The 23411-nt window shown below is 63.9% G+C and carries 24 protein-coding genes and 1 pseudogene; 5 read left to right on the top strand and 20 right to left on the bottom strand.

Features of this window, described 5'->3' with window-relative positions; translation table 11 throughout:
- Positions 1–109: 109 nt before the first annotated feature.
- Entirely contained in the window at positions 110–1948 is a 1839-nt protein-coding gene (locus AC5ZG5_RS12600; protein ID WP_456644190.1) for a serine hydrolase, read from the top strand.
- Positions 1949–2185: 237 nt separating this feature from the next.
- Here the strand turns inward: AC5ZG5_RS12600 and AC5ZG5_RS12595 are convergent, their stop codons facing one another.
- The 4 genes from AC5ZG5_RS12595 to AC5ZG5_RS12580 form a co-directional block, all read right to left on the bottom strand.
- The gene (locus AC5ZG5_RS12595) at positions 2186–2902 is read right to left on the bottom strand and encodes a DnaJ domain-containing protein (protein WP_130230834.1); all 717 of its coding nucleotides are present in this window, start codon (positions 2900–2902) and stop codon (positions 2186–2188) included.
- 109 nt (positions 2903–3011) lie between these two features.
- Complete coding sequence (locus tag AC5ZG5_RS12590; protein ID WP_130230832.1) at positions 3012–3776, bottom strand: vWA domain-containing protein; 765 nt, start codon at positions 3774–3776, stop codon at positions 3012–3014.
- Positions 3777–3867: 91 nt separating this feature from the next.
- Entirely contained in the window at positions 3868–4782 is a 915-nt protein-coding gene (locus tag AC5ZG5_RS12585; RefSeq protein ID WP_456644191.1) for an alpha/beta fold hydrolase, read from the bottom strand.
- Between the two features lie 306 nt (positions 4783–5088).
- On the bottom strand, positions 5089–5862 hold the full coding sequence (locus AC5ZG5_RS12580; RefSeq protein ID WP_456644192.1) for a helix-turn-helix transcriptional regulator: 774 nt from the start codon (positions 5860–5862) through the stop codon (positions 5089–5091).
- A 108-nt stretch (positions 5863–5970) separates the two neighbouring features.
- On the opposite strand from AC5ZG5_RS12580, the gene AC5ZG5_RS12575 reads away from it, so the two are divergent.
- A complete protein-coding gene (locus tag AC5ZG5_RS12575) occupies positions 5971–7053 on the top strand; it encodes an alcohol dehydrogenase catalytic domain-containing protein (RefSeq protein WP_456671235.1) in 1083 nt (360 codons plus the stop codon).
- A gap of 9 nt (positions 7054–7062) precedes the next feature.
- Here the strand turns inward: AC5ZG5_RS12575 and AC5ZG5_RS12570 are convergent, their stop codons facing one another.
- Positions 7063–7986: a division plane positioning ATPase MipZ gene (locus tag AC5ZG5_RS12570; RefSeq protein WP_456644193.1), complete on the bottom strand. Its 924-nt coding sequence runs from the start codon at positions 7984–7986 to the stop codon at positions 7063–7065.
- 283 nt (positions 7987–8269) lie between these two features.
- Between AC5ZG5_RS12570 and panC the strand changes: the two genes are divergently transcribed.
- A complete protein-coding gene (gene panC / locus AC5ZG5_RS12565) occupies positions 8270–9121 on the top strand; it encodes a pantoate--beta-alanine ligase (protein ID WP_130230822.1) in 852 nt (283 codons plus the stop codon).
- Positions 9122–9196: 75 nt separating this feature from the next.
- Here panC and AC5ZG5_RS12560 read toward each other — a convergent pair whose 3' ends face one another.
- From AC5ZG5_RS12560 to mgtE, 8 genes are all read right to left on the bottom strand, one after another.
- A complete protein-coding gene (locus tag AC5ZG5_RS12560; RefSeq protein WP_456644194.1) occupies positions 9197–9637 on the bottom strand; it encodes a DUF1489 family protein in 441 nt (146 codons plus the stop codon).
- Between the two features lie 40 nt (positions 9638–9677).
- Complete coding sequence (locus tag AC5ZG5_RS12555; protein WP_456644195.1) at positions 9678–10655, bottom strand: hypothetical protein; 978 nt, start codon at positions 10653–10655, stop codon at positions 9678–9680.
- A 156-nt stretch (positions 10656–10811) separates the two neighbouring features.
- On the bottom strand, positions 10812–11015 hold the full coding sequence (locus AC5ZG5_RS12550) for a hypothetical protein (protein ID WP_130231764.1): 204 nt from the start codon (positions 11013–11015) through the stop codon (positions 10812–10814).
- Positions 11016–11321: 306 nt separating this feature from the next.
- Positions 11322–11975 carry a glutathione S-transferase family protein gene (locus AC5ZG5_RS12545; protein ID WP_130231766.1) on the bottom strand — a complete coding sequence of 218 codons (654 nt, stop codon included), beginning with the start codon at positions 11973–11975 and terminating at the stop codon, positions 11322–11324.
- Between the two features lie 90 nt (positions 11976–12065).
- Positions 12066–12923 (bottom strand): cell envelope integrity protein TolA, encoded by an 858-nt coding sequence (gene tolA, locus AC5ZG5_RS12540; protein WP_456644196.1) that lies wholly within the window; start codon positions 12921–12923, stop codon positions 12066–12068.
- A gap of 64 nt (positions 12924–12987) precedes the next feature.
- On the bottom strand, positions 12988–13806 hold the full coding sequence (locus AC5ZG5_RS12535) for an aldo/keto reductase (RefSeq protein WP_456644197.1): 819 nt from the start codon (positions 13804–13806) through the stop codon (positions 12988–12990).
- Positions 13807–13842: 36 nt separating this feature from the next.
- Positions 13843–14139: a helix-turn-helix domain-containing protein gene (locus AC5ZG5_RS12530; RefSeq protein ID WP_028163986.1), complete on the bottom strand. Its 297-nt coding sequence runs from the start codon at positions 14137–14139 to the stop codon at positions 13843–13845.
- A gap of 66 nt (positions 14140–14205) precedes the next feature.
- Positions 14206–15627, bottom strand: coding sequence for a magnesium transporter (gene mgtE, locus AC5ZG5_RS12525; protein WP_028163987.1), 1422 nt, complete (start codon positions 15625–15627; stop codon positions 14206–14208).
- Between the two features lie 121 nt (positions 15628–15748).
- Between mgtE and AC5ZG5_RS12520 the strand changes: the two genes are divergently transcribed.
- Both AC5ZG5_RS12520 and AC5ZG5_RS12515 read left to right on the top strand, forming a co-directional pair.
- Entirely contained in the window at positions 15749–16531 is a 783-nt protein-coding gene (locus AC5ZG5_RS12520; protein ID WP_456644198.1) for a polysaccharide deacetylase family protein, read from the top strand.
- A gap of 98 nt (positions 16532–16629) precedes the next feature.
- Positions 16630–17955 (top strand): polysaccharide deacetylase family protein, encoded by a 1326-nt coding sequence (locus AC5ZG5_RS12515; protein ID WP_456644199.1) that lies wholly within the window; start codon positions 16630–16632, stop codon positions 17953–17955.
- A 33-nt stretch (positions 17956–17988) separates the two neighbouring features.
- Here the strand turns inward: AC5ZG5_RS12515 and AC5ZG5_RS12510 are convergent, their stop codons facing one another.
- The 7 genes and pseudogenes from AC5ZG5_RS12510 to AC5ZG5_RS12480 form a co-directional block, all read right to left on the bottom strand.
- Positions 17989–18363 carry a hypothetical protein gene (locus AC5ZG5_RS12510; RefSeq protein ID WP_028163989.1) on the bottom strand — a complete coding sequence of 125 codons (375 nt, stop codon included), beginning with the start codon at positions 18361–18363 and terminating at the stop codon, positions 17989–17991.
- 273 nt (positions 18364–18636) lie between these two features.
- A complete protein-coding gene (locus AC5ZG5_RS12505; protein ID WP_456644200.1) occupies positions 18637–19155 on the bottom strand; it encodes a filamentous hemagglutinin family protein in 519 nt (172 codons plus the stop codon).
- A gap of 124 nt (positions 19156–19279) precedes the next feature.
- Positions 19280–19684 carry a DUF302 domain-containing protein gene (locus AC5ZG5_RS12500; RefSeq protein ID WP_456644201.1) on the bottom strand — a complete coding sequence of 135 codons (405 nt, stop codon included), beginning with the start codon at positions 19682–19684 and terminating at the stop codon, positions 19280–19282.
- Between the two features lie 23 nt (positions 19685–19707).
- Positions 19708–19878, bottom strand: a pseudogene (locus AC5ZG5_RS12495) (c-type cytochrome); the annotation flags it as partial.
- Between the two features lie 46 nt (positions 19879–19924).
- The gene (locus AC5ZG5_RS12490) at positions 19925–20170 is read right to left on the bottom strand and encodes a molybdopterin-binding protein (protein ID WP_456644202.1); all 246 of its coding nucleotides are present in this window, start codon (positions 20168–20170) and stop codon (positions 19925–19927) included.
- Positions 20167–21423 (bottom strand): HlyD family type I secretion periplasmic adaptor subunit, encoded by a 1257-nt coding sequence (locus AC5ZG5_RS12485; protein ID WP_456644203.1) that lies wholly within the window; start codon positions 21421–21423, stop codon positions 20167–20169. Before AC5ZG5_RS12485 ends, AC5ZG5_RS12490 begins: the two co-directional genes overlap by 4 nt.
- Positions 21424–21560: 137 nt before the next feature.
- Positions 21561–23354 (bottom strand): type I secretion system permease/ATPase, encoded by a 1794-nt coding sequence (locus AC5ZG5_RS12480; RefSeq protein ID WP_456644204.1) that lies wholly within the window; start codon positions 23352–23354, stop codon positions 21561–21563.
- Positions 23355–23411: the final 57 nt, after the last annotated feature.

Genomic DNA, 23411 nt, shown 5'->3' with positions numbered 1-23411 from the left:
AGCCTCGTTTCCGGAAGCCATCGTCGAACAGGGTGATGTCAGCGGGCCGGCGGGCACAATTTTGCCCCACGGGCCGGTGATCAAGATAGAAATTGGGACGGGGAAGTAAATGCTTCGTACAACCTTCGCTTCCTCGCGTGTCTTGCGAGTTGGCGTTCTCGGGCTCATCACCTTCACCACAGCGATCCTGATCTCCAGCGAGAGCGCCGAGGCGCGTCGCTCTCGCCACCGCCATCACGTGCGCTCTCATCAGGTGGATCGCGACAGCTATAGCCCCCAATTCTCCTCCATCATCGTCGACGGCAATTCCGGCTCGGTGCTGGCATCCAACAATCCCGATGGTCTTCGTCACCCGGCCTCGCTGACCAAGATCATGACGCTTTATCTGCTGTTCGAGCGCCTCGAAGCCGGCAGGATGAAGCTGGATACGGAAATGCAGGTATCGGAGCACGCTTCGGAGCAGTCTCCTACCAAGCTTGGCCTCCGGCCCGGCCAGACCATCAGGGTCGAAGACGCCATCAAGGGCCTGGTGACGCGTTCCGCCAATGACGCCGCCGTCGTGATCGCCGAAGCCATTGGCGGCGATGAGGATGATTTCGCCAAGATGATGACGCGGAAGGCCCGTTCGCTCGGCATGAGCAAGACGGTCTACCGCAACGCATCAGGCCTGCCCAATGATGAGCAGGTGACGACCGCGCGCGACCAAGCCACCCTCGGCCGCGCGATCCAGGATCGGTTTCCGCGCTACTATCGGTATTTCTCGACCACCGTGTTCAATTATCGGGGACAGTCGATCCGCAATCACAACCACCTGCTCGGCAAGGTGGAGGGCATCGACGGCATCAAGACCGGCTACACCCGCGCCTCCGGCTTCAATCTCGTCAGTTCGATGCGCCGCGGCAACCGCCATCTGATCGGCGTGGTGTTGGGTGGCCGCAGCGGCGGCTCGCGCGACGCCATCATGCGCAGCCTGCTCGCCGAGAACCTCGAGAAGGGCGCAACGATCCGCACCGCCGCCGCCATCACCGAGAAGAACGTCGCGGATGGCAATACCAATATCGCGGAAGCTGATACGCCGTCGCGCGGCAACGACCAGCCGGCGCAGGTCACTTCCGGCGCCGCCGCCTCCGCTGAGCCCGCAATGGCAGCGCTCACGCCGGCGGCCCCGCGCCCGGCCGCAAAGGCATCGCTGATGGCCGCAGCGGCCGCCGCCCTTCCCCCGCCGCCAGCGAAGATTGAGCCAGCGGCGAGGCCGGAGCCCAAGTCGGAACCCGCGCCCCTGACCAACGGCGTGATCCAGAGCCAGCCGATGGCCATCATCCCGGGCTCGGCCGAGCCGATGAAGCCGGTCAAGGTGAAGACGGTTCAGGTCAAGGCCGGCGGCACCAAGCTCGCCTCCGCCGCGCCATCCCAGCCGGCACCTCCGGTCACCAATGCGATCCCACCCCGTCCGGAAGTCGCCGAGACCTCCAGCGCCGTCGTGGCAAGCGCCGACGTCGCCAAGACCGACGCCGCAAGGTCCGCAGCCAGAGCCGAAATGCCGCCGCAGCCTGCCGGGTTCGGCACCGGCAATGGCATCCTCGGGGTGTTGCCCGCGTCGAGCCTGCAGCAGCCCACCTCCTCGCCGCAGACGGTCGCCGCGCTCCAGCCGCAAGCGGTGTCGCCGGCCGCGGTCGCCAAGCCCACGCAGCCTGCCGTGCACACCGGCTGGATCATCCAGGTCGGTGCACTCGAAAGCGAGGGCGAGGCGCGCCAGCGCATCGATCTTGCGCGCAACCAGTCGCGCGGCCTCCTCGGCAAGGCCGATCCCTTCACCGAGCCGGTCGTCGGCAAGGATAACCGCAAGCTTTATCGCGCCCGCTTTGCCGGCCTCGAGCGCGAGCAGGCCGAGGCGGCGTGCCGGACGCTGAAACGCGCCGACATCTCCTGCATCACCATCCGCAACTGATCTTTCGGCCCGATCGTAAAATCGCAAAGCCGGCGCCCACCAGCGCCGGCTTTTTTGCGTCGGCCTGTCGCAGCCGCGGCCACTTGTTCCCTCGCGAAAACTTCTCGGCAAGGATTTACGGTTAAGCTTTCGAGAACAGGGGATCGACCACGCTGGACAACGGCGGGCGAGACAGGGCGCGTCAGCACAGAGAAGCAGCGGCAACTCTCGGTTTGTAGCGTTGGTAGCGTGCCGGAGTTAGCTAGAATGCGTGCGAAGCAAGGTATCCTTGGCCTCGTTTACACGGGCAGCGAGGTACGTCGACCCCCCTTGGTCGGGATGCAGTTTCTTCATGAGAGTGCGGTGCGCCCGGCTGATCTCGTCACGCGAGGCTCCCGGCTGCAGGCCAAGGATCTGGTAGGCCTCCTCTTCCGTCATTTTGCCGCCCGGCGCCGCGCGGCGTTGCCCCCCTGCCCCGTTGCGCTGCGCGTCCTGACGCCAAGCGGGAAACCGGCGGTCCAGATAGCTTTCAAGTAACGTGACGCTCTCGGCGTCGAAGCCGGCGGCCATCGCCAGCAATCCCTGAAGGTCGAACTCGTCGAGCGAGCGGCCGGCATTCGGCCCTTCCACGATCTGACCCGACAGCGCGCCGGTGTCGTGGTCGAGGCTCATGTCGAGATATTTCGAGCGCACGCGCGAGCTCTGTCCGGCGGAGCGCTGCGTGCCGCCGAAGATGCTGCCGAAATTGCCCAGCACGTTCGGGGACCAGCCGAGCAGGCCGGCGCCAAAGATCCCGAGCGGGATCGCGACAGCAAGTTCGCCCCTGATTCCGGTATAGGCGGCGACCGCGAGCGACAACACGCCGCCGACGATCTTGATCGCGCGCGCCATCATCGCCGGGTTGGCGGCCCGAAACATCTGCAGCAGGAGATAAAGCGTGACAACGGCGACGACGCCGGCAATCAGGGTTGGCATGGGCGCAATATAATCGCGGCGGCGAGGAAAAGCATCGCGAACCGAGCCCACAACGACCCAGCCTGGCTGGTGCGCCGCCGTGCGCTGTCAGGCGACGTGGCGACCACCGTCACTTCATCTGGCCGATCAACTTGGCCGCACCGCTTGCGGTTTTCGACAACTGCAGCAGCGCCTCGCGGCCGCCGGCGGCGTAGGCCGCAGCCGCCCGCAGCAGTTCGCGCAATTGCGCCGCTGCACCCGGATCGAAGCGGCAATAGGCGCCGCCGGTCAGCCGCGCAATCTCACGGAACGCCTGCTCGGCGGTGGCGTCGCCGCCTTCCTGGAACATGAAGACGGGTACCTTGAGCAGCCCGAGTTCGCCGGCCTTGGTGCAGAGATCATCGACGGACTCCTCCATGGCATCGCCGACGAACACCACGGCCCGCACCCCGGAGGCGACCGCCTCGCGGCGCGTCTCGGACAACACTTTGCCGATCTGAGTATTGCCGCCCTGGCAATCGATCTTGCCCATCAATCTGGCAAGGTGAGCGCTGTCGGAAATCCAGCCAGTCGCCCGGCATTCGTTGAAACCGCGGTAGTAGACCAGGCGGATATCGAGGCTGCCCAGGGAAGCGGCTTCGCGAAACATGTCCGCCTGCAGCGCGCAGGCCATGTCCCAGGTCGGCTGCCGGCTCATGGTGGCGTCGAGTGCAAAAATCAGCCTTCCGCGCGCGCTGGCCTGATGCGGCGACATCGCGCGCGCCTTGGCGACGAAGGCGGCGATATCGTCGGAGCTGGACGGAGATGCTTCCGGCAGGCGACCGAACTTGCGGGCCTCGGCCGCCTGCGCAGCGATGTCGTTACCGGATTTCGGTTTGGTCGGTTCGCCAGCCATGAATCCTCGCCGTTGCTGCGAGGATTATGTGGGCCGAGACCATGAAAGCGTCAATGCGCGCACGGGATGCGCCGAGCATTGGGGCCAGAGGTCAGTTTGGTACGGCCGAGCGATCTTTCTCGGTCTCGGTCTTCTGGACCTTCTTGGTCGAGGGATCCGGTACGTAGAGCGAGACCGGTCCCGGTTCGAGGATCTTCGGCGGCGCACTCCTGGTGTCGACCGGCGCCACCTCACTGTCGCTATCGACCAGAAACTTGTCGAGCATCGCCTGGATCGAGTTCTTCGCCACGTCCGGGCCGGTGTCGCGCATATCGTTGTGCTGGAAGTTGGTGTTCACCACGGTGATACCGGACTTCTCGCACTCCTCATCATCGGGCACGACGCCCGGATCAGGCTTGAAATGGGTATCCTTCGAGCGGAAGGACAGGATCTTGAACTTGCCGTCGGTCAGGAACGGCACGCGCAGATTGTCCAGCGTCACGACCTTCTTGATCTCGTCGGGATACTGCTTGGCGAAGTACATCGAGATGTCGCCGCCCATCGAGTGTCCGACCATGGTGACCTTGGCATAGTCGGCGTTAGGCTGGAGCTTCTTCATCTCGTCGATAGCGAAGTGGATATTGGCCACGCCGCGCTGGATTTGCGGCAAGCGGCCGACATAGATCTCGCCGGCCTTGGTCACCATCGGCGGGTCTGTCGGCAGGTCGTGCTGCGGGCTGATCACCAGATAGCCGCGCGCGGCAAAGATGTTGGTCAGGAACGAATACTCGGTGTTCTTGACGGTGTTGCCGTGGTTGAGGATCGCCACCGGCAAAGTGATCATGCCGGCGTTGGCCTGCATCTCCTTGTCCCAGCGCACGGCCACGTCGACGGGAACGAGGCGATTGTCCCGCGCCGGATCATAGAATTTGAGTGTCTCGTGACGGATAGCCCACTTGCTGGCGGTGAAATACGCGCCAGTAACAAGCACGGTAAGTGAAAGCAGAACGGTAATTCCACGTTTCATATTCGTCCTCGGCGCGCCCGCCTCTGGCGCTATATCCCATTTGTCCGGACTCTGACGGTCCGTGTGGATGATATATGTCACAGCGACGTGACGGGAAGTCCAAATGTTGTGTGTTGACCGCCTGATCGTTGTGCGATGCACCTAATCCTTGTGCATGCGCACAAGGAGCTGTGGGATTTGGCTTTCCTCCTAACCTTATGATGGCGCCTGCGAAATTCGGGTCTAGGCGCTCAATACATTTGTAATAAAACGGCCCACTTTGAAGTTTGTTCCCAGCTTTGGACCCTCCCCCGTAGTCACACGGGTTCAGGCAGCCCTGTAGATGGTAAGTTTCAGCGCCGGGTCGTCATTGGCCTGAAAGCTCGCATATTCGTAGGCCAGGCGGCCCCTCTTGGGATGGCTGAGCACTTTGCGGCCGGACACGCTGCTTTTGATATCGTGCGCCCCCCACCATTGGGCGAATTCCTGGCAGCCGTGCTGCAGCCGAGCGAGCAGGTCGCGAAAGGCAGGATCGCCCGCCCAGAGATCGTGACTTGCGCGAAACTGGGCCACCATCCGGCGGGCTTGATCGGCCCATGATGGACCGAACAGACGCCGCGTCGCCTCATTGGTCAGCATGCAGATGAGCACGTTGCGGTCGGCTGGCGGAAGTCGGCTGAAGCCGAAGGTTTGTTCTGCGGCATCGTTCCAGGCCAGGATGTCCCAGCGCCGCCCGGTGATATAGGCCGGCTGGTTCAAGCTCTCCATCGTGCGCCGGATCGCCGGTGGCACCACCTCCGGGATGAACGGCCGCCGATCGGCGTCGCGGATCAGCGCCCGCAGATGCGCGTGCTCGGCCTTGGTCAACCGCAGCGCTCGCGCCAAGGCGTCGATCGTCGTCAGCGAAGGGCTGACGCTGCGCCCCTGTTCGAGCCGCGTGTACCAATCGACGCCGATGCCGGCGAGTTCGGCCACCTCCTCGCGGCGCAAGCCGGGCGTCCGACGGCGTCGTCCGATCGGAATGCCGGCAGTTTTTGGTGTCAGCTTCTCCCGCCGCGAGCGCAGGAAATCGCCGAGTTCGCTTTGCCGGGCATCTGCCATGGGACTCTTCCTGCGACGAAAGGAGGGACTCTTGATCCCAGGATAATACCAGGTCTTGTTGCCCAGGACAGGCGCTTCGATGATGCAGTCTCAAGTGGGGTAAGAGCCATGAAAGCTGCTGTTTTGAGATCATTTGGATCGCCACTCGCGATCGAAACCGTTACCGACCCGGTGATCGGCACCGGTGAAGTCGTGGTCGATGTCGTGGCGACGCGCGTACTGTCCTATGCCAACGAAGTCTTCAGCGGCGAACGAAACTATCTCTTGGAGTTGCCGGCCGTGCCGGGACCCGGCGCGATCGGAAGGGTTCGCGCGGTGGGGCCCGACGCCACGCACCTCGCCGTGGGCGACTGGGTCTATTGCGACCCGACCTTCCGCTCCCGCGACGACGCCATCTCGCCCGACATTACCCTGCAAGGCTGGAGCGCGCGCGGCGAAGGCGGGTTGCGGCTGCAGCGGCACTTCCGCCACGGTTCGTTCGCGGAGCAGACGCTGGTCCCAACCGAGAACGTCAAGCGCATCGGCACGATCGATGCGGTCCACGCGCCAGCCTGGTGCGCGCTCGGCACATGCCTTGTGCCGTATGGCGGCTTCCTGGCGGCAAGACTTCAGGCGGGGGAGACGGTGCTGGTCAGCGGCGCCACCGGCAATTTCGGCAGCGCCGCCGTCGCGGTCGCGCTCGCCATCGGCGCGAGATGCGTGGTGGCACCGGGGCGCAATGAAAGGGTGCTCGCCGACCTGGGGCGTCGCTTCGGCCACAGGGTGCGCCCGGTCCGGCTTTCCGGCAATGAGGAGGACGATCGCCGGCGGATGCGCGAGGCGGCTGACGGCCCGATCGATTGCGTGATCGACCTGATGCCGCCCTCGGTCAGTGCAACCACGGTGCGCGCGGCCATCATGACGGTGCGCCCCTACGGGCGCGTGGCGCTTATGGGCGGCGTCGGGATGCTGGGTGGCCCAGGCCTCGAATTGCCCTACCCCTGGATCATGCGCGAATGCATCACCATCCACGGCGTGTGGATGTATCCGCCGGAAGCAACGCTCGGTCTCGTTGGCATGATCCGGGCAGGCCTGCTGCCGCTCGACCTGTTTGAGGTTACCACCTTCGACCTTGATCACGTCAACGAGGCGGTGGCGCACGCGGCCGCCAATGGCGGCCCCTTCAAGATGACGATCCTGCAGCCGGCGTGAGCCGCCCTCTCAAGTCGCGATGATGTCGTGGAGCTCGAGCGGTTTGTCGACCTGGCTGAACCATTCGGCCCGGTTGGCCGCGCGGCGGCGGCCGCGCTCGTCGAGCGGCAGCTTCAATTGGCGCAGGAGGCCAGTCACCTCCTCGCGCGCCGTGACGTGGCCCATACTGGGCCGGGTGCCGAGCGTCTGCTCGTCGATATCGTCGAGCGCGGTCAGGCCGCGCGGGAAGAATTCGCGGTAGACGACGCGCTCGGCAAAGCCGTCGATCGAGCGGAAACCGAGCCGCAGCGACAACTGTTTCAGGCCGCTTGCGACGAGCTGCTTGTTGCGCGACCCAAGCATCGAGAGGCGGTTGCGGACCACGATCCAGTCGGTGGTGGTGCCGTCCACCTGGCGCCGCTTGCGCCTGACGTCGCGCACCATCTCGGCGTAATGGCTTTCGCCGGTCACCGAATAGGTGACGGGATCGATGGTGCCCAGCACGTCGAAGTCAAGGAAGCTGTCATTGATCGGCGTGACCAGCGTGTCGGCCATCGAATGGGCGAGCCGCATCAGGTAGCTGTCCGTGCCCGGCGTATCGATGACGATGAAATCGAAATTGCGCTCGACCGTGCTGATCGCCGCCATGAACTGCTGGAACTCGGCGTTCTCGTTCTCCGCGATCTGCATCGTCTCGCCGTATTTGATGCAATGATGCACGGGGATTTCGAGGCCAAGATTGGTGCGCCGTGCCCAGGCCCGCCGGTTATTAATGTAGCGGGTAAAGCTCTGCTGGCGGCAATCGAGATCGATGGTGGCGACCCGCTGGCCGGCCTTCATCAGGGCGACGGCGATGTGCAGGGCGGTGGTGGATTTGCCCGAACCGCCCTTCTCGTTGCCAAGCACCACCACATGGGCGGAGCCGGATTGCCCCTGACTAGCCTGTACCAACATGAACCTGATCCCCTCGATATCTTCAAATCGGGCGCTTCGACGGTCAAGTGAAATGCGCCATGCGCTCAAGGAGCAGCCGACTGTCTTCCTTAATCATGAATCCATCGCGGGAGATGTCAGCCCGCAATCGCTTGAGGTCGCCAAGCGGGTCAGGTGCGCCCGCCTGCCGCCTTGGCGTCGACGCCTTCCCCTTGGTATGGTCGCGTGCCCGCCTCATCGAGCGAGTCCAAGCCCGTCTCGCCCGACCAGACCTTCCCGAACCAGCCCAAGAGATTGAATCCAGATGTCGCGAAGTCCCGTGGTCGTCCGCACCGTCCCTGCCTTGCGCCGCTCCGTCGAGGCTTTGCGCGGAAGAAAGGCCATGACAGCACTGGTCCCAACCATGGGAGCTCTCCATGACGGGCATGTGTCGCTGGTACGCCTTGCCAAGCGACGCGCCCAGCGCGTCATCGTCTCGATCTTCGTCAATCCGACCCAGTTCGCGCCATCAGAGGATTTCGGCTCCTATCCGCGTACATGGAAGGACGACGTCGCAAAGCTCGCCGCCGAGAAGGTCGACCTGATCTGGCATCCCGACGTCAAGACGATGTACCCGGATGGCTTTGCCACGCGGATCGCGCCGGAGGGGCCCGCCACCGTCGGCCTCGAAGACCGCTTCCGCCCGCATTTCTTCGGCGGGGTCGCAACGGTCGTCGGCAAACTGTTCACGCAGTGCCGGCCGGATTTTGCGATCTTCGGCGAGAAGGACTTTCAGCAGTTGCGGGTCGTGACCCAGATGGCGCGCGACCTCGACCTCGGCGTCAAGGTGATCGGCTCGAAAACTGTGCGCGAACGCGACGGGCTCGCAATGTCATCCCGCAACGTCTACCTCTCGCCCGAAGAACGGCGCGTGGCGCCGGAGCTCTATCGCGTCATGAAGGAAACCGCCCGCCGGATCCGCGCCGGTGAAGCGATCAAGCCGGCTGTCGCCGGAGGCGCCAAGCTGATCGAGAAGGCCGGCTTCAAGCTCGACTATCTGGAAGTGCGCCACGCCGAGACGCTGGCGCCGATCGCCTCGATCAAGGACGGCCCGCTGCGGATGCTGGTGGCCGCCAGGCTCGGCACCACGAGACTGATCGACAATATCGCGGTTTAGGGCGGCCGCACCTTAGAGCGTTTTCGAGCGAAGTGGACACCGGTTCGCGTGAAGAAAACGCGTCAAAACAAGAATCTAGAGCAATCCGAGATCGCGCAGCTCGCGCCGCATCGGCTCGGGCATCGCCGCGACGCCGGAAGCGGCCGATTTGGTCAGGTCGGGCGGCGCGGCATCGGCGGTGAGATAGCGCCAGCCCTGGAAGGGGCGCATCGGGCGCGGCGATACCGCGATCACCTTGGGCTGCATCACGATGCGGCAGCGGCCGATGCCGTCCTTGTCGCGGAACGGCTCGATCGCGATGATCTTCTCGCGCGCGGCGATCTCGCCGCGGATCACCCAATAGAGCGAGCCGCCGGCAAGGATTTCCTCCTCCCGTTTCGGCGTCATCCGCGTGATATGGATGTGACGCTGGGGCAAGGCATTCTTCTTCGCGATCGCCATCCGCTCGGCGACCCAGGTCTTGAGTTCCCTGACCGAGTCGCAACCGACGGCGAGCTTGATGAGATGAAGCGGCATGATCGTTTCGCTTTAGCCGCCGGCTCCGGTTTTGAAAAGATCACTCGTCCGAAGTTGCGGGAGCGGCTGTGGACGCCGGTGGTGGCGGCGTGATCGGGACCGGCGCGGGTGCCGACGGACGTTTGGCCACCGCCTGTTTCTTGGCAGCGGCCGGCGGCGCGGGCGAAGCCGCTGGCGCGGGACGCGACGCAGGCGGAGCTGCGGTCGTGGCGGCCGCCGCAGCCGCCGACGGCTTCGGTGCGGGCTCAGGCGTCATGATGCTGATCGGAGGGGTATTCGCGGCGGACGGAAATTCGGCGTTGGTAGGTTTGCCGGTGGGGACCGACGGCGGCAGTGTTCCGAGCACCCCTGCTCCGGCCGCCGCTGCAATGGCAGGCGCGGGCGCGTTCCACGACGGCGCGTAACGGGTGATCAAGTTCTCATAGAGGTGCTCGTCCATATTGGACACGATCTGCTGGGTGGTCCCGAGCGAACCGAACGCCGCGCATGAGGCCGGCGTGCAATGGTCGCGCACAGTGAGCACATAGGCCATGAGCCCGTAGCGGTCCCGCTCGACCGCGCGACGCAGCGCCTGCAGTTCGGGCGATGTGTTGCGCTCGGCGGTCGCGATATCCCCCAATGACGTTAGGCGGGAGATCTGGGAAGCCGCATAGGCGACCGCGGCAGCCGCAGAGTCGGCGGAACCGAATAACACCTTTTCGCAGGCGTTCAGCACGGCATCGCCCGCGAGGTCATCGATGCAGGCGAGCGCGGCTGGCGCCGCGACGACCGGCTGCGCCGATCGCGCATCAGCGGAAGCAAGCCGATTACCGGAATCGAAGCCACGAATGGTCGAGGCAGCAGCGACCGCGATCGCAAGCAAGGTGATGACCGTCAACGCGCCGTTGGCCACGGATTTCTCCGCGCGCAACAGCGTGATCAACAGGATCACCCCAAAAAATCCTGCGGCGGCCAGCGTCAGCCACATCGGAAAAGTCGCGGAGCGCCAGATATGATCCAGCGAAGAAACCCAGCTCATGCGCGATGTCCCTCAACGCAGCATAAAACACATTCGCCAAAGGCGAACGCCTCCTTTCGGGCATTCGGCCTTCGGCAGAGTCGTTCTGCGAACGGGGCCTTTTGACGGCGACCCATCAGGGAACCGCGCCTACCGGGTGCTTGCGCACAGCTCTCTTCAGGATAGGGCGAGCTGGCTTTCCTTGGCGACCCGTTCGAAAGCTTCGGTCGAGCTTTTGATGCGGTATTGGCAATCGTCACCGTCGGTCGGCAGCAGCCGGACCACCTGATAGGTCCCGGTAGCGGCCGGACGAGACACGTTGCTCGCAGTGAAATAGACAGTCTCTCCAACGCCGTACTTGTGCTTCAACGCCCTCTCCATTTTCTTGGATCGTCGGCGCGCTGCCTTAGGTCCCACAGCGGCGGCCAACATTGAGAACCCCGCGTCAAGTTAGCACAGCAAGGGCCCCGAAATCCAGCAGGATCGGGGGCGAGCAAACGTACGAAATTCGTATATTTTTCAGCAGGATAGAAGGCCCGCGAGCGAGTCGGCCGCGTTCCACGACGAGAATGGGCGAAAGTGCGGATTCCTGCGATCCAGCCACCTAAGGGCAGCCCGCCATCCGGGCTCGCATGGTAGGCGGCCGCCGGAAAGTACGAGGCATGACTGCGAACTGGGTCGGCCGGGTTAGACGGTCTCGAACCGCTCGATCACGAGCGTTTCGGCAAGCCCGTCGCGCGTCCACTCCTGGAATGCCGGCAGCGACGTCATCGCATCGACATAGGCCTGCGCCTCGGGCTTCACCGGGATCGCATAGGTGCGGAAGCGATGCACGACTGGAGCGAACATCGCATCCGCGCCGGAGAACGCCCCGAACAGGAACGGCCCCTGCTTGCCGTAGCGCGCGTGGCAGTCTGCCCAGATCTCCTGAATCCTCGCGACATTGGCGCGAGCGTCGTCCGACAACGGAATCGCCCGGATCGGGCGATGCAGGTTCATGCCGCATTCATTGCGCAGCGGCATGAAGCCCGAATGCATCTCCGCGGAGACCGAGCGCGCATGGGCGCGGGCCGCGCGATCCTCAGGCCAGAGCCTTGTTTCCGGATATTTCTCGGCGAGGTACTCGATGATCGCCAGCGAATCCCAGACCGTGACATCGCCATCGATCAGCGTCGGCACCTTGCCGGCACGCGAGAAACTCAGGATCCGGTCCTTGTCCGCCTTATCGGTGTACAGCGGGATGAAGACTTCCTCGAACGCGATGTTGTTGGCGCGCAGCGCCAGCCACGGCCGCATCGACCATGACGAATAGTTCTTGTTGCCGATGACGAGCTTCAACATGTGCGGGGGATCCGGTTGAATTGCTACTTTGCCACAGCGCGGCGCGGCCGTCCAACTCGCATCGTGACGTCGACGACATTGGCTTCGCGGCTACGAAGCGAAGTCCTGCGGCGTGAAGCTGAGATCGAGCACCTTCCACTCGCCATAGCGATCCGCTGGGAGCATCTTGTAGGGCTGGCACGCTTCCAGTGCACTCATCGCGCCACGCATCAACACCGGTCCCTTCTCGGACGCGCTCGCCTCGATCAGCAACGGCTCGTCGGCGAGCGTCCCCTGCGGCGTCATGAACACGCGCAGCGTGACCTTGACGTCGTCGGAAGGTTTTAGCGCTGCCGGCAGCTTCGAGCAGGTCTTGAGATGGCGGCGAAACTCGGCGACGACGCTCGGAGTGAGGTCGGCGGCTCTGACGGCCGGTGCATCGAAATCATCGTCGACCTTGCCACCGTAGCGCGCGGCCGGCGCCGGGGCTGGCGCCGCCATCGGCGGAAGGGCCGGCGGCAGGCCGAGTTGGACATTGTATTTGATCGAGAGATCAGGCTCCGGCGGCGTGTAGGCTGGGGCGGCCGCCGGTGTTGCCGCGGCTTGCGACCGGACCGAACCTGATTCCGCCGGTTCCGGCTGGTTCTGGTGGGGCGGCGGCGACGCTGCCGGCTGCGGCGCTGCGGGCTGCGGCGCCGGTGGAGGCGGCGTGCTTACAGGCGGCTCTTGGAGCGCAGACAGATCGATGGATGGTGACGGAGAAGGCGACGGCGACGGGGTCGGTTCGGGCTTCTTCTCGATGTCCTTCTTCTCGATGTCCTGCGGCGTGACGATGTCGACCGGGACGGTGTCAGCCGCCACGACGTCAAACGGATGGACTTCGGACAGGAGCAGCACCAGGGCCAGCACGGACACGTGCGCAACCGCCGACGCCGTCACGTCCACAGGAATGAGCTCCCGCAGGTTCATTCGCAACTGATCAGGTTTGAGCCCCCTTGCCCGTCATCAGCATAGCGGGCAATCGAGGGGTGTCTCAATCCCATTTCGGCGCGAAGCCGAAATCGGTGATGCGGCCGGAGGCGCCGCCCATGGCCGAGATCAGGCTCATGTCGTCCTCCGACAATTCGAAATCGAAGACGTTGATGTTCTCGGACAGCCGTTCGAGCTTCGATGTCCGCGGGATCGCGGCAACATTCTGCTGCACCAGCCAGCGCAGGCAGACCTGGGCCGCCGTCTTGCGATAGCGGTCGCCGATCCGCGCCAATGCGCGCTCGTTCCGGATGCGGCCCTTCGCAATCGGGCTATAGGCGACCAGCGCCATGCCGTGCGCGGCGCAGGCGGCCTTCACCTTCGCCTGATCGAGATAGGGATGATACTCGACCTGGTCGCACACCAACGGCTCCGCGCAGGCCGCCACCGCCTCCTCGATCAAGGCGACCGTGAAGTTGGACACCCCGATATGGCGCGCGAGCCCAAGCTGCTTGGCATGCGCCAGCGCGCCCATCGTTTCCGCGAGCGGCACCTGCGGGTTCGGCCAGTGCAGCAACAAGAGATCGACTTCGGTCAGCCGCAGCCGCGCCAGGCTTTCCTTGGCCGAGCGCTCGAGGTCGTTGGGCCTGAAATGGGTGGTCCAGACCTTGGTCGTGATGAAGACGTCGTCGCGTCTCACGGCGGATGCGCGGAGCCCCTCGCCGACCTCGCGCTCATTGTCGTACATCTGCGCGGTGTCGATATGGAGATAGCCGAGCCTGAGCGCCTGCTCGACGATCCGCGCGCAGGTGCGTCCACGCAGTTCCCAGGTACCGAGCCCGATCGCCGGGATCCTGGCGCCATTGGCTTCGATGATGTTCATGCGCCCATTATGGGCCGCCGCAGCTCCGCTGCCAACTCACGCCGCAGAGGCCTCTGTCGCCAGCGCAGCGAATACCGTTTCCGGCGAATGGGCGATGACCGCCAGAAGCGCCCGTGCCGGTCCGCGCGGGGCTCGCTTGCCCTGCTCCCAATTGCGGATCGTCTCAACGGGCACGCCGAGTTTGGCGGCGAATTCGAGCTGGGTCAGATGCGATCGGCGGCGCAGGTCGCGCACCGTGAGCGACCCGGTCGGCGTCTCGGGCGCGAGCGGGAACTCCTGCCCGTCTCGCAGCTCGACGATCCGTCCATCCGCTTTCAGCCGCAGGCGCTTCATGGTCTGCTCCGGAAAGCCGCATTGTGGGCAAACCGACTTAAGGCCCGATTAACGCTAAGCGAGGCGCTAGTTCAGGCCGAACCACAAAGTGGCGATGCCGAGGAAGCAGAAGAAGCCAACCACGTCCGTGATCGTGGTGACGAAGGTGCCGGACGCAACGGCCGGATCGGCTCGCACCCGTTCAAGCACCATCGGGATCAAAATCCCGCCGAGCGCACCGGCAACCAGGTTGCAGACGATGGCGAGCCCTATCACCACGCCAAGGCCCGGAATCTTGAACCAGGCGACCGCGGCGATGCCGGTGATGACGGCGAAGGCAAGACCGTTGACGAGGCCCACCATGATCTCGCGCAGGATCACCCGGGCGGCGTTGTAGGACCCGAGCTCGCGGGTGGCCAGCGCGCGCACCGCGACGGTCATGGTCTGGGTCGCCGCATTGCCGCCCTGACTGGCGACGATCGGCGCCAGCACCGCAAGCGCCACCATCTTTTCGAGCTGGCCTTCGAACAGGCCGAGCACAGAGGACGCAAGAAAGGCGGTCGCGAGGTTGACCAGCAGCCAGTTGAATCGCCCTCGCGCGATCGTCCAGACATTGTCCGACAACTCTTCGTGGCGGGTGACGCCGCCGAGCGCCTTCAGGTCTTCGTCAGCCTCCTCCTCGATGACGTCGACGACGTCGTCGATGGTGATGACACCGACCAGCCGGTTTGTGGTGTCGACCACGGGCGCGGCCACCAGATTGTATTTGCCGAACATCCGCGCGACCTCTTCCTGGTCCTCCAGGGCGGAGACGCGGCGGCGATCTTCATCGATCAGGTCGGTGAGCGGCTCCGGGTCGCGGGAACGCAGCAGCACGTCGAGCGGTACCGCGCCCAGCCAGTGCCCGTCGCCGTCGACGACGTAAATCTCGTAGAACCGGTGCGGCAGGTCCGGCGTGTTGCGCATGTGGTCGAGTGTCTGCCCCACCGTCCAAGCGGGCGGCACCGCGATGAACTCGGTCTGCATCCGCCGGCCGGCGGAGTTGTCCGGATACAGCAGGCTGCGCTCGAGCTCAGCGCGCTCGGACGGCGGAAGCCTGTCGAGGATCTCCTCCTTGTCCTCCTCGTCGAGACCTTCGAGAAGCTCGATCGCATCATCGGATTCCAGCTCGCGGACGCCTTCCGCGACGGTCTCCGGCTCGAGCTCTTCGAGGATTTCCTCGCGCACGGCATCGTCGACCTCGTTCAGTGCCGAGAAGTCGAAATCGGTGCCGGTGATCTCGACGAGGCTGACGCGGTCTTCCGGCGCGAGCGCGGCGATGAGATCGCCGAGATCCGCCTCATGAAGTTCCGCCACCACCTCGCACAGGAACGGCCGGTCGGCAGTGTGGATCGCGCTCGCGATATTTTCGACGAATTCGTGGCGGAGCTGCCCCTCCTCGTCCCGCATTGGCAACCGATCGAGGATGGATGCTTCGGCGGGATGGGCAGCGTCGATATTCTCGGCCATGCCGCGCCTCACCGTTTGACAGAAGGTAGGAACTCGTCTGAGTTATCGTCGCACGCATTACCCAATCGGCTGCGTCCCGCGCAATGCCAAATATCGCCAACCGCGAAGAACAGGTGTGCTTATGAGATCGTTTGGTGCAGCCATTCTTGCCCTGCTCGCGTGGAGCGGCGCGGCGCACGCCGCCGACGAATGCCCGCGCAAGGATGCACTCGGAACGTCGCGCGTCCTGACCGTCGATCCCGCGAGCTATCCGCGCGTTGGCACCAAGAGCTTTCCGGACACGCTCCCCCTGCAGGATCACGAGGTGGTGTTGACGTTCGACGACGGGCCATGGCCATCAACCGACCGTAAGATCCTCGCGGCACTCGCTCACGAATGCGTGCGCGCGACCTTCTTCATGATCGGAAAGCCGGCCTCCGAGCATCCGGAGCTGGTCCGCCAGATCGCGGCACTCGGCCACACGATCGGCCATCACACATGGACGCATCACAACCTCAAATACATGAAGCCGGACGACGCCATTGGCGAGATCGACAAGGGCATTGCCGCCGTCGAATCGGCGCTGCATGGGCGCGCGACCACGACGCCGAGCACGCCGTTCTTCCGCTTCCCCTATTTCGAGATGTCGCCGGAGACGCTCGCGAACCTGGAGAAGCGCGGCATCGCCGTGTTCGGCGCCGACCTCTGGGCGAGCGACTGGAACAAGATGACGCCGCAGGAGGAGCTGAAGCTTCTGACCGGGCGCCTGAACGCCGCCGGCAAGGGAATCATCCTGCTGCACGATCCCAAGACGCAGACCGCGGCGATGCTTCCGGCCTTCTTGCGCTATCTGCGCGATCACAATTACAGGATCGTGCATGTCGTGCCGCCGGGCTCGAAAACCGTGTCGGATCAAACACATTGAACCAAAGCACAGCTGTGGGTTACAAAGCATTAAGGTAGCGTTCATGACGCCGCCTGTAAGGATTCGGCGTCGGACAAAGAGAATGCAGCCAGGGTGTTATGATCGGTAGCGTTGGCGAGGGATTTTGGAAGCGGTCATGGACTGCCCTCTCCCTGCTGATTCTGATCGGCGCGAGCGGCCAGTCCGCAATCGCGGCTGATTGTCCCCCTGATGCGCTCGGCACCTCGCGAACGCTGGTGGTCGATCCCCGCGAGCATCCCCGGATCGGCACCATGCAATATGCCGAGACCTTGCCGCTGGACGATCACGAAGTGGTGCTGACATTTGATGACGGCCCGCTGCCGAAATACAGCAACCAGGTGCTGGACATTCTTGCCAGCCAGTGCGTGAAGGCGACCTTCTTCATCATCGGCAGTCAGGCCAAAGCCAATCCGCAGGGTGTCCGCAAGCTCGTCGCCGCCGGCCACACCGTCGGCACGCACAGCCAGAACCATCCGCTGACCTTCAACAAGATGTCGATCGAGCAGGCCAAGCAGGAGGTCGATGCCGGCATCGCCTCGACGGTGGCCGCGCTTGGCGACGCGAGCAAGCTCGCGCCCTTCTTCCGCATTCCAGGGCTGCTGCGCGCCGAAGCGGTCGAGACCTATCTGGCGTCGCGTGGGATCCAGAACTGGAGCGCCGATTTCGTTGCCGACGATTGGCGCCATATCCCTCCGGCGCGCGTCTACGAGCTCGCAATCCAGCGGCTCGAGGAGAAGGGCAAAGGCATCCTGCTGTTGCACGACATCCAACCGCGCACGGTGGCGGCGCTGCCGAAAATCCTGCAGGAGTTGAAGGCGCGCGGCTATCGGATCGTCCATGTGGTGCCGGCGACGCCGGAGCAGCCGGCCACGCCAACCGAACCTGTGCAATGGCTATTGCACCCGCCGATCGAGACCGTCGCAACGGTGCGCTGGCCGAAGATTGCGAATTTCGTGTTCGTCCAGACGCAGGAACTGCCCGCCCCCGGGCTCTCGAATCTGGATTGGCGTGATCCGGGCCTGTTCGATCGAGGACGCCGCCCGCGCGCCGCAATCGCCGCGCAGACGGCATGGCCGGAGCCATTGCGGGTCTCCGAGAACAGCGGTTCGGCCCTGCCGGTCCCCGCCTCCTCCGTCTTCAGGATGCCCGAAGGCCTGCGCGTGACGTTGCTCGCGTCGCATTCACCCGCCAAACGGCCGCAACAGGTGGCAGCATCTCCTGAAGCCGCCAATGCGATGGGGCCGATTTCCGCGAGAGCCCGCACCATTGGCGTACGCCAGGCGCCGCATTCCCGGCATGCCGTGCATCAGAACCCGCAAGGAGGCCATGCGGGTCGTGGCGTCCCCAAGCATGCCGTGCAGGCGCAGCCGAACAGACGCGCACTTCAGGTCGCAAAGCGCTGAAGAGCGCGGCGCGGCGATTGCAGCGTCAGGCGCTCAATTCGTCACGATCTTGGCGATGCAGAGCAGAATGACGAGCGCCAGGAACAGCAGGTCGATATAGGACTTGATCTCGCCGGCATGACGCAGCTCGGTGACGGCACCGACGATCTGCTTGCGTGAGGCTGTCGAACTTGGTCCCTCGACCACCGCCGTCCCAAGCCGACGCGTCTCCCCTTCCAGGCGTTCGATTCGCTGGAAGAAATAGAACGAGCGCAAGGCGGACGCCGCATGCATCGCGGCATAAACCAGCACCAGAAGCGCGACGAGCGCGCGATGCTCGTATTTTTCCATGAAGTTGAGGCTGAAATAGACCAGCGCCAGGAAGACGAAATTGGAGACGAAGCGATAGATGTAGCTGAGCAGGATCATCCTGTTTTCCGGATTTCCGAATCGGGCGTGCGATCGGTGAGCGACGGCGCCCGTCGGGTTCGGAATCGCCGGCCCACGAGCTTTCACACCCTTAGCGTACGCCAAGGGTGTTACGGAAAGCCATCGACCGACCTCGGTTGCGGAAAATTTGTCGCCGCGCCAGAGCGGACAACGTAGACGTTCTCCGGCTAGCTCAGCTCAACCTGTAGGATGCGAATGGTACGCGTGGAGGACGGGCGCGACGTCGTTTCAGGACGCCGCGCCTCGGCCCGACTATGGCTGCATCCGACGGCGGCGTTGGGCAATCAATTGCTTTGCCTCGTCCATCGTCATCTCGCCCGCGCCGAGCACCTGGTAGGCGCTATCAGGGTTTTGGGCTCGCCCGTCGTCACCGCTCCGTTTCTTTTCGGGGTTCGGATTCGGCGTGAGGGAGCCGTCGCCACCGCCAAAGCCAAGAAACTCGACCAGGATCACCGATGGGCGGTCATTGTTCGACTGCGTTGGAGCGGCGCTTTGCTGAGTGGCGGCAGTGGCGTTCCCCGCCGAGCTCAGCGCGGCAACCGGCGGTGCCTGCACGACCGGAATTCCGGTCGCGCTGCCCTGGACCTGGATACTCGCCGCGTTCACGATCTGCAACGCGGCAAGATTGACGTTGCCCGAGACGCGGATGCCGGCTTCGCCTGCGTCGATGGTGCCGAGCGGAGCGATCAGATCGACGTTGCCGGGCGGCACCTCCGGCATCGGATTGAGTGTCGCGATGCCGGCGCCTGTCGTAGGAACGGTTGGAGACAACGTCACCCGTCCCTAACTGGCTACGCGTGTAATGTTTCTTATTGAGCCGCGCGTGTCCGTGCGGATGCCATCTGCGCAGACATCCGCAGAATGGCGGGCGCCTCACTGTTGGCTCCCGCTGATCTCAAGGAACCGTTGTCGACTTTGCTGCCATTTCCTTCAGCACGCCCGCCATCGCTTCAATGACAGCCTTGGCGGATTCACCGATACCGTGCCGACGCGTGATATAGGCCGGATCATTGTAGGAAAGGAAAGTCTTGCCATCCTCGTCCTGCCAGACCAGCGCCTTCAACGGCAGATCGATGCCGATCGTCTGCACCGATTGCATCAGCGGAGTGCCGGCCTTCGCCGCGCCGAAGATCAGAAGATTCGTCGGCCGCAGTGGCAGGCCGACCGCAGCAGCGCCAGCGCTGTGGTCGATATGGCTAAATACCGCCATGCCCCTGGTACGAACCTCCGCTTCAAACCGGTGCATCGTTTCTTCCGGGCCAAAGCTGCTGTGCAGCGTGATCAATCCATCAGCGGACATTGCATGCTCTCCTGATAACGAAATCCTTGCGCCACGGTACCGCTGCCGGGCGGCAGTCCCTTGCCATCGGGCCTGACGTCGATATCCCATAGCGCGATCTCGCCGGGTGTCGCGGGACGGCCGAAATCATATGCAAGTACGGGAGAAGCGAGCGCAATAGCGCCAGTGAGGAGTACCTTGCTAGTCGAGGACATTTCGAACCCTCCCGGTCTCTTCAATGCTCCAGGTCTGCTGCGCGTTCTAGTGAAAAGTTGCGTTGGTCGCGATTGCGCCGATAAAGGATTTTCGGTCGGGCTGGACATTGCACTTATCGTCGGTCGCACGGCTGACGATCTTGGTCGGCTTACCGTCCCAGGTCCAATCCATCTGAAAGCGCGTTTGCGTCTTCGGCAATACCGGCAGATTTAGCTGCGCATCCTTCCAGCTCTTGGCGCCATCGCTCGAAATCTCGACCTTGCACGCTCTTCGCGCAGACCACGCACTCATTGCTCGTGAAAGGCGCGGTGAAAGCTGTCCCGAACTGGCTGCGTGATGTAGCGGAAGAAGCTTCGCTCCCCAAGCTGCACCATCGCCTCCACCGGCATTCCCGGCGTGAGGCGGACGTTGGGAAGACGAGCAAGCTGGCCCTGATCGATCAGGATCTGCACTTTATAGTAGTTGCTTTTTGTCTGCTCATCGGCGGTGACGTCGGAGGCAACGAAAGTGACGCGGCCCGCAACGAACGGCACGAGGCGCTGCTTGAACGCGGGGAGACGCACCTGTGCTTCAAGGCCGGGATATACGACATCGATATCGTTGGGCGAAAGTTTCACGTTGGCCACCAGCCGGTCGCGCGATGGCAGTAGTTCCATGACCGTATCGCCGGGCTTGACGACAGCGCCGATGTTGAACACCCTCATGCCAAGGACCGTGCCGTCCTCGGGCGCCACCACATCGCGACGCACGGCGACATCCTGCGCGGCGCGCAATTTGTCGTCCACCTCGTTCAGCCTGATACGGGCCTCCCGTATGTCGTTCGAGACATCTTGTAGCCGCTGGTCTTGAATCTGCTTCATGGATGAACGAGATTCCGCGATCGTTGCCCGCGCGCGTTGGATCTGTCCGCTCAGGTCACCCAGTGTCCCTTCCAATCCGGCTTGGTTTCGCTGCAAGGCCAGCACGACGGACAGCGTCGCCAAGCCCTTTGTCAACAACCCCTGCTTGATCTCGGCCTCGTGCCGTATCAGTTCGAGCTGTTGCCGGGTGGCTCGCTGCTGCTGTTCTGCCGATTCAATCACGCCAAGTTGCTGATCGACCCGGTCTCGCAGCACGGCGACCTGGCTTTTCAAGCTGACCGTGCGCGCTTCGAACAGCGCGCGCTGCCCGCTGACCACATCGGCGGCGCGCAGGGCATCGAAGCCTTGCCCGCTCGCCGCCGCCAGCAGATCGTCAGGAAAGCCTATATCGCTCCTTCCGGCTGTCTCCGCATCCAGTCTGGCCAATTTTGCAAGCAATGCCCAGCGCTCGGCTCGCGCCGTCTCGGCCGTCGCGCTCGCCTGCACGTCGTTCAGTCGCATCAACACCTGACCGGCAAGCACATGATCGCCCTCGCGCACGAGCAGTTCCTGAACCGATCCCCCCTCCTGGTTCGCAATGACGCGACGCTGCCCCTCGACCTCGATCAAACCATTCGCGATCGCCGCTTCCGCCAGCGGAGCGGAGATGGACCAGACGCTGAAACCGCCGATGAAGACCGCCATGGCCATCAATCCGAGCAGGATCACGCCGCGTGTTGACGGATGAGGCGCCTCCATTAATGGCGGCGCGGACGACGCGATCGATCGGCCGTGGCTATCAGCGACGACGGCTCGCCCGGATGGAGACGTGAGAGCTCGGGTCATGATGCAACACGGTTCTGTTCGCGTCGGGCGGGTACGGCGGCTCTGGCGATGCGGGGTTCGCTGAGTGCTGGGCGGTTGTCAGGCGCCGGGGCGACGACGCGGTTCAGGATCTCGGCCCGCGGTCCAAACATTTCTGCCGCTCCATCCCGCATCAGCAAGACCAGGTCGACATGCTGCACCAAGCGCGGACGGTGCGAGACCAGAACCACCGTGGTGCCGCGCGCCTTGAGCTTCCGTAATGTGTCGGCCAGATTGGCCTCGGAATCGCCGTCGAGATTGCTGTTGGGTTCATCCAACACCACGAATTTCGGACTACGGAACAGTGCGCGCGCCAAGCCGATCAGCTGCCGTTGCCCGCCGGACAGATACTGCCCGTTCTCGCCGATCTCGGTGTCGTAGCCGCACGGAAGCCGCAAGATCATGTCGTGGCAGCCCGCAAGCTGTGCGGCCCGGTAAACCTGCTCGGGCGTCGCCTCTCCCATCCGTGCGATGTTGCGGAATACCGAACCCTCGAACAGCTCGACGGATTGCGGCAGATAGCCGACGTAGCGGCCGAAATCCTCACGCATCCAGCGATGAACGTCGGCGCCATCGAGGCGCACGGTGCCGGCGCTTGGCGCAAGCGTGCCGATCAGCATCTTGATCAGCGTTGTCTTGCCGGCCGCCGAGGGGCCGATGACGGCAAGACTGTCACCTGGTGACAGCGCGAACTGCACGCCTTTGACGATCGTGGACGTCGAACCCGGCAAGCCGTACGTGACACGCTCCACCGACAGGCGGCCGACCGGGGCCGGCAATGGCCGTCCGGGCGGACGAAGACGAGGCTGGCGAAGAAAATGCTGCAAGCGAAAGAAAGCTTGCCGGGCCTGGACAAGCTGCTTCCAGCCGCCGATCAGCATTTCCACCGGCGCAAGCGCCCGGCCCATGATGATCGAGCCGGCAACGGCCACGCCCGATGTCAGCTCATGCTGCAGCACCAGATAGCCGCCCGCGCCAAGTACGGCGATCTGCACCGAGAGGCGCGCGAACTTGGCCATTGCCAGCAGAACGGAGGCTCGCTGCGCCGCGCGCCGCTGCGGCGGCAGCACTTCGGCCACCGCCTCCTGCCAGCGGCGCATCACCGCCGGCAACATGCCCATGCTGTCAATCACTTCCGCATTGCGCGCGATGCTGTCGGCGCGACGTTGCGAATTAGCCGCCGCAACATTTGCCTCCTTCATCAGCCGCGACGTGGTCAGTTCGTTCAGCAAGGTGAGAGTGAAAAGGACGATCGCTCCTGCCGTCGCGATGCAACCCAGCACCGGATGCAGGACGAAGATCACGGCGAGAAAAATCAGCACCCAGGGAAGGTCGTAGAGGGCAAGCAAAGCAGGCGAGCCGAGATAGCCGCGGCAAATGGCGAGATCGCGTAGTGCCTCCATGCGATAGGAATGACCGGCGAGCACGCTCTCCATCGCTCTCGCAAAGCCCTCCGGCGCGGCCTTCTGCTCGACCCAGGTTGCAACGCGCTGCAGGGTCTGATTGCGCGAGATTTCCAGAATAGCCAGCAACAGGATGGACACACCCGCGATCAGCGACAGATAGAGAAGCGTATCGACATTGTGCGTCGTCAGCACGCGGTCGAAAATCTGCATCATGTAGATCGGGATGGTGAGCTGCAGCAGATTGACCACGCCGCTGAACAGGCCCACCGCCAGCAGCTGAATCTTGCAACAGCCGATGGCGCGGCTGAGGATTGTCTCGCTTTTCTCATGTGGATCGACCACCGCAAGCTTCGACATCGGCTTCATATGCGGCGCCCCAATTTTCCAATTCTGATGTCTTCGTCGTGACATTCGAGTCTCGGC

It is taken from the genome of Bradyrhizobium sp. Ses1, assembly GCF_059512365.1.
Note: the sequence above shows the minus strand (reverse complement) of the source record. Positions and strands in the feature narration are given on the sequence as shown.

Coding starts and splice junctions, on each gene's coding strand:
- AC5ZG5_RS12600 (WP_456644190.1), top strand. CDS start 110: ATGCTTCGTACAACCTTCGCTTCCTCGCGTGTCTTGCGAGTTGGCGTT.
- AC5ZG5_RS12530 (WP_028163986.1), bottom strand. CDS start 14,139: ATGAAGCGCCTGCGGCTGAAAGCGGATGGACGGATCGTCGAGCTGCGA.
- AC5ZG5_RS12510 (WP_028163989.1), bottom strand. CDS start 18,363: ATGATCCTGCTCAGCTACATCTATCGCTTCGTCTCCAATTTCGTCTTC.
- AC5ZG5_RS12590 (WP_130230832.1), bottom strand. CDS start 3,776: ATGGCTGGCGAACCGACCAAACCGAAATCCGGTAACGACATCGCTGCG.
- panC (WP_130230822.1), top strand. CDS start 8,270: ATGTCGCGAAGTCCCGTGGTCGTCCGCACCGTCCCTGCCTTGCGCCGC.
- mgtE (WP_028163987.1), bottom strand. CDS start 15,627: ATGGCCGAGAATATCGACGCTGCCCATCCCGCCGAAGCATCCATCCTC.
- AC5ZG5_RS12480 (WP_456644204.1), bottom strand. CDS start 23,354: ATGAAGCCGATGTCGAAGCTTGCGGTGGTCGATCCACATGAGAAAAGC.
- AC5ZG5_RS12500 (WP_456644201.1), bottom strand. CDS start 19,684: ATGTCCGCTGATGGATTGATCACGCTGCACAGCAGCTTTGGCCCGGAA.
- AC5ZG5_RS12560 (WP_456644194.1), bottom strand. CDS start 9,637: ATGCCGCTTCATCTCATCAAGCTCGCCGTCGGTTGCGACTCGGTCAGG.
- AC5ZG5_RS12535 (WP_456644197.1), bottom strand. CDS start 13,806: ATGAACATCATCGAAGCCAATGGCGCCAGGATCCCGGCGATCGGGCTC.
- AC5ZG5_RS12580 (WP_456644192.1), bottom strand. CDS start 5,862: ATGGCAGATGCCCGGCAAAGCGAACTCGGCGATTTCCTGCGCTCGCGG.
- AC5ZG5_RS12585 (WP_456644191.1), bottom strand. CDS start 4,782: ATGAAACGTGGAATTACCGTTCTGCTTTCACTTACCGTGCTTGTTACT.
- AC5ZG5_RS12555 (WP_456644195.1), bottom strand. CDS start 10,655: ATGAGCTGGGTTTCTTCGCTGGATCATATCTGGCGCTCCGCGACTTTT.
- AC5ZG5_RS12520 (WP_456644198.1), top strand. CDS start 15,749: ATGAGATCGTTTGGTGCAGCCATTCTTGCCCTGCTCGCGTGGAGCGGC.
- AC5ZG5_RS12490 (WP_456644202.1), bottom strand. CDS start 20,170: ATGAGTGCGTGGTCTGCGCGAAGAGCGTGCAAGGTCGAGATTTCGAGC.
- AC5ZG5_RS12575 (WP_456671235.1), top strand. CDS start 5,971: ATGAAAGCTGCTGTTTTGAGATCATTTGGATCGCCACTCGCGATCGAA.
- AC5ZG5_RS12570 (WP_456644193.1), bottom strand. CDS start 7,986: ATGTTGGTACAGGCTAGTCAGGGGCAATCCGGCTCCGCCCATGTGGTG.
- AC5ZG5_RS12550 (WP_130231764.1), bottom strand. CDS start 11,015: ATGGAGAGGGCGTTGAAGCACAAGTACGGCGTTGGAGAGACTGTCTAT.
- AC5ZG5_RS12485 (WP_456644203.1), bottom strand. CDS start 21,423: ATGGCGGTCTTCATCGGCGGTTTCAGCGTCTGGTCCATCTCCGCTCCG.
- AC5ZG5_RS12595 (WP_130230834.1), bottom strand. CDS start 2,902: ATGCCAACCCTGATTGCCGGCGTCGTCGCCGTTGTCACGCTTTATCTC.
- tolA (WP_456644196.1), bottom strand. CDS start 12,923: ATGAACCTGCGGGAGCTCATTCCTGTGGACGTGACGGCGTCGGCGGTT.
- AC5ZG5_RS12545 (WP_130231766.1), bottom strand. CDS start 11,975: ATGTTGAAGCTCGTCATCGGCAACAAGAACTATTCGTCATGGTCGATG.
- AC5ZG5_RS12515 (WP_456644199.1), top strand. CDS start 16,630: ATGATCGGTAGCGTTGGCGAGGGATTTTGGAAGCGGTCATGGACTGCC.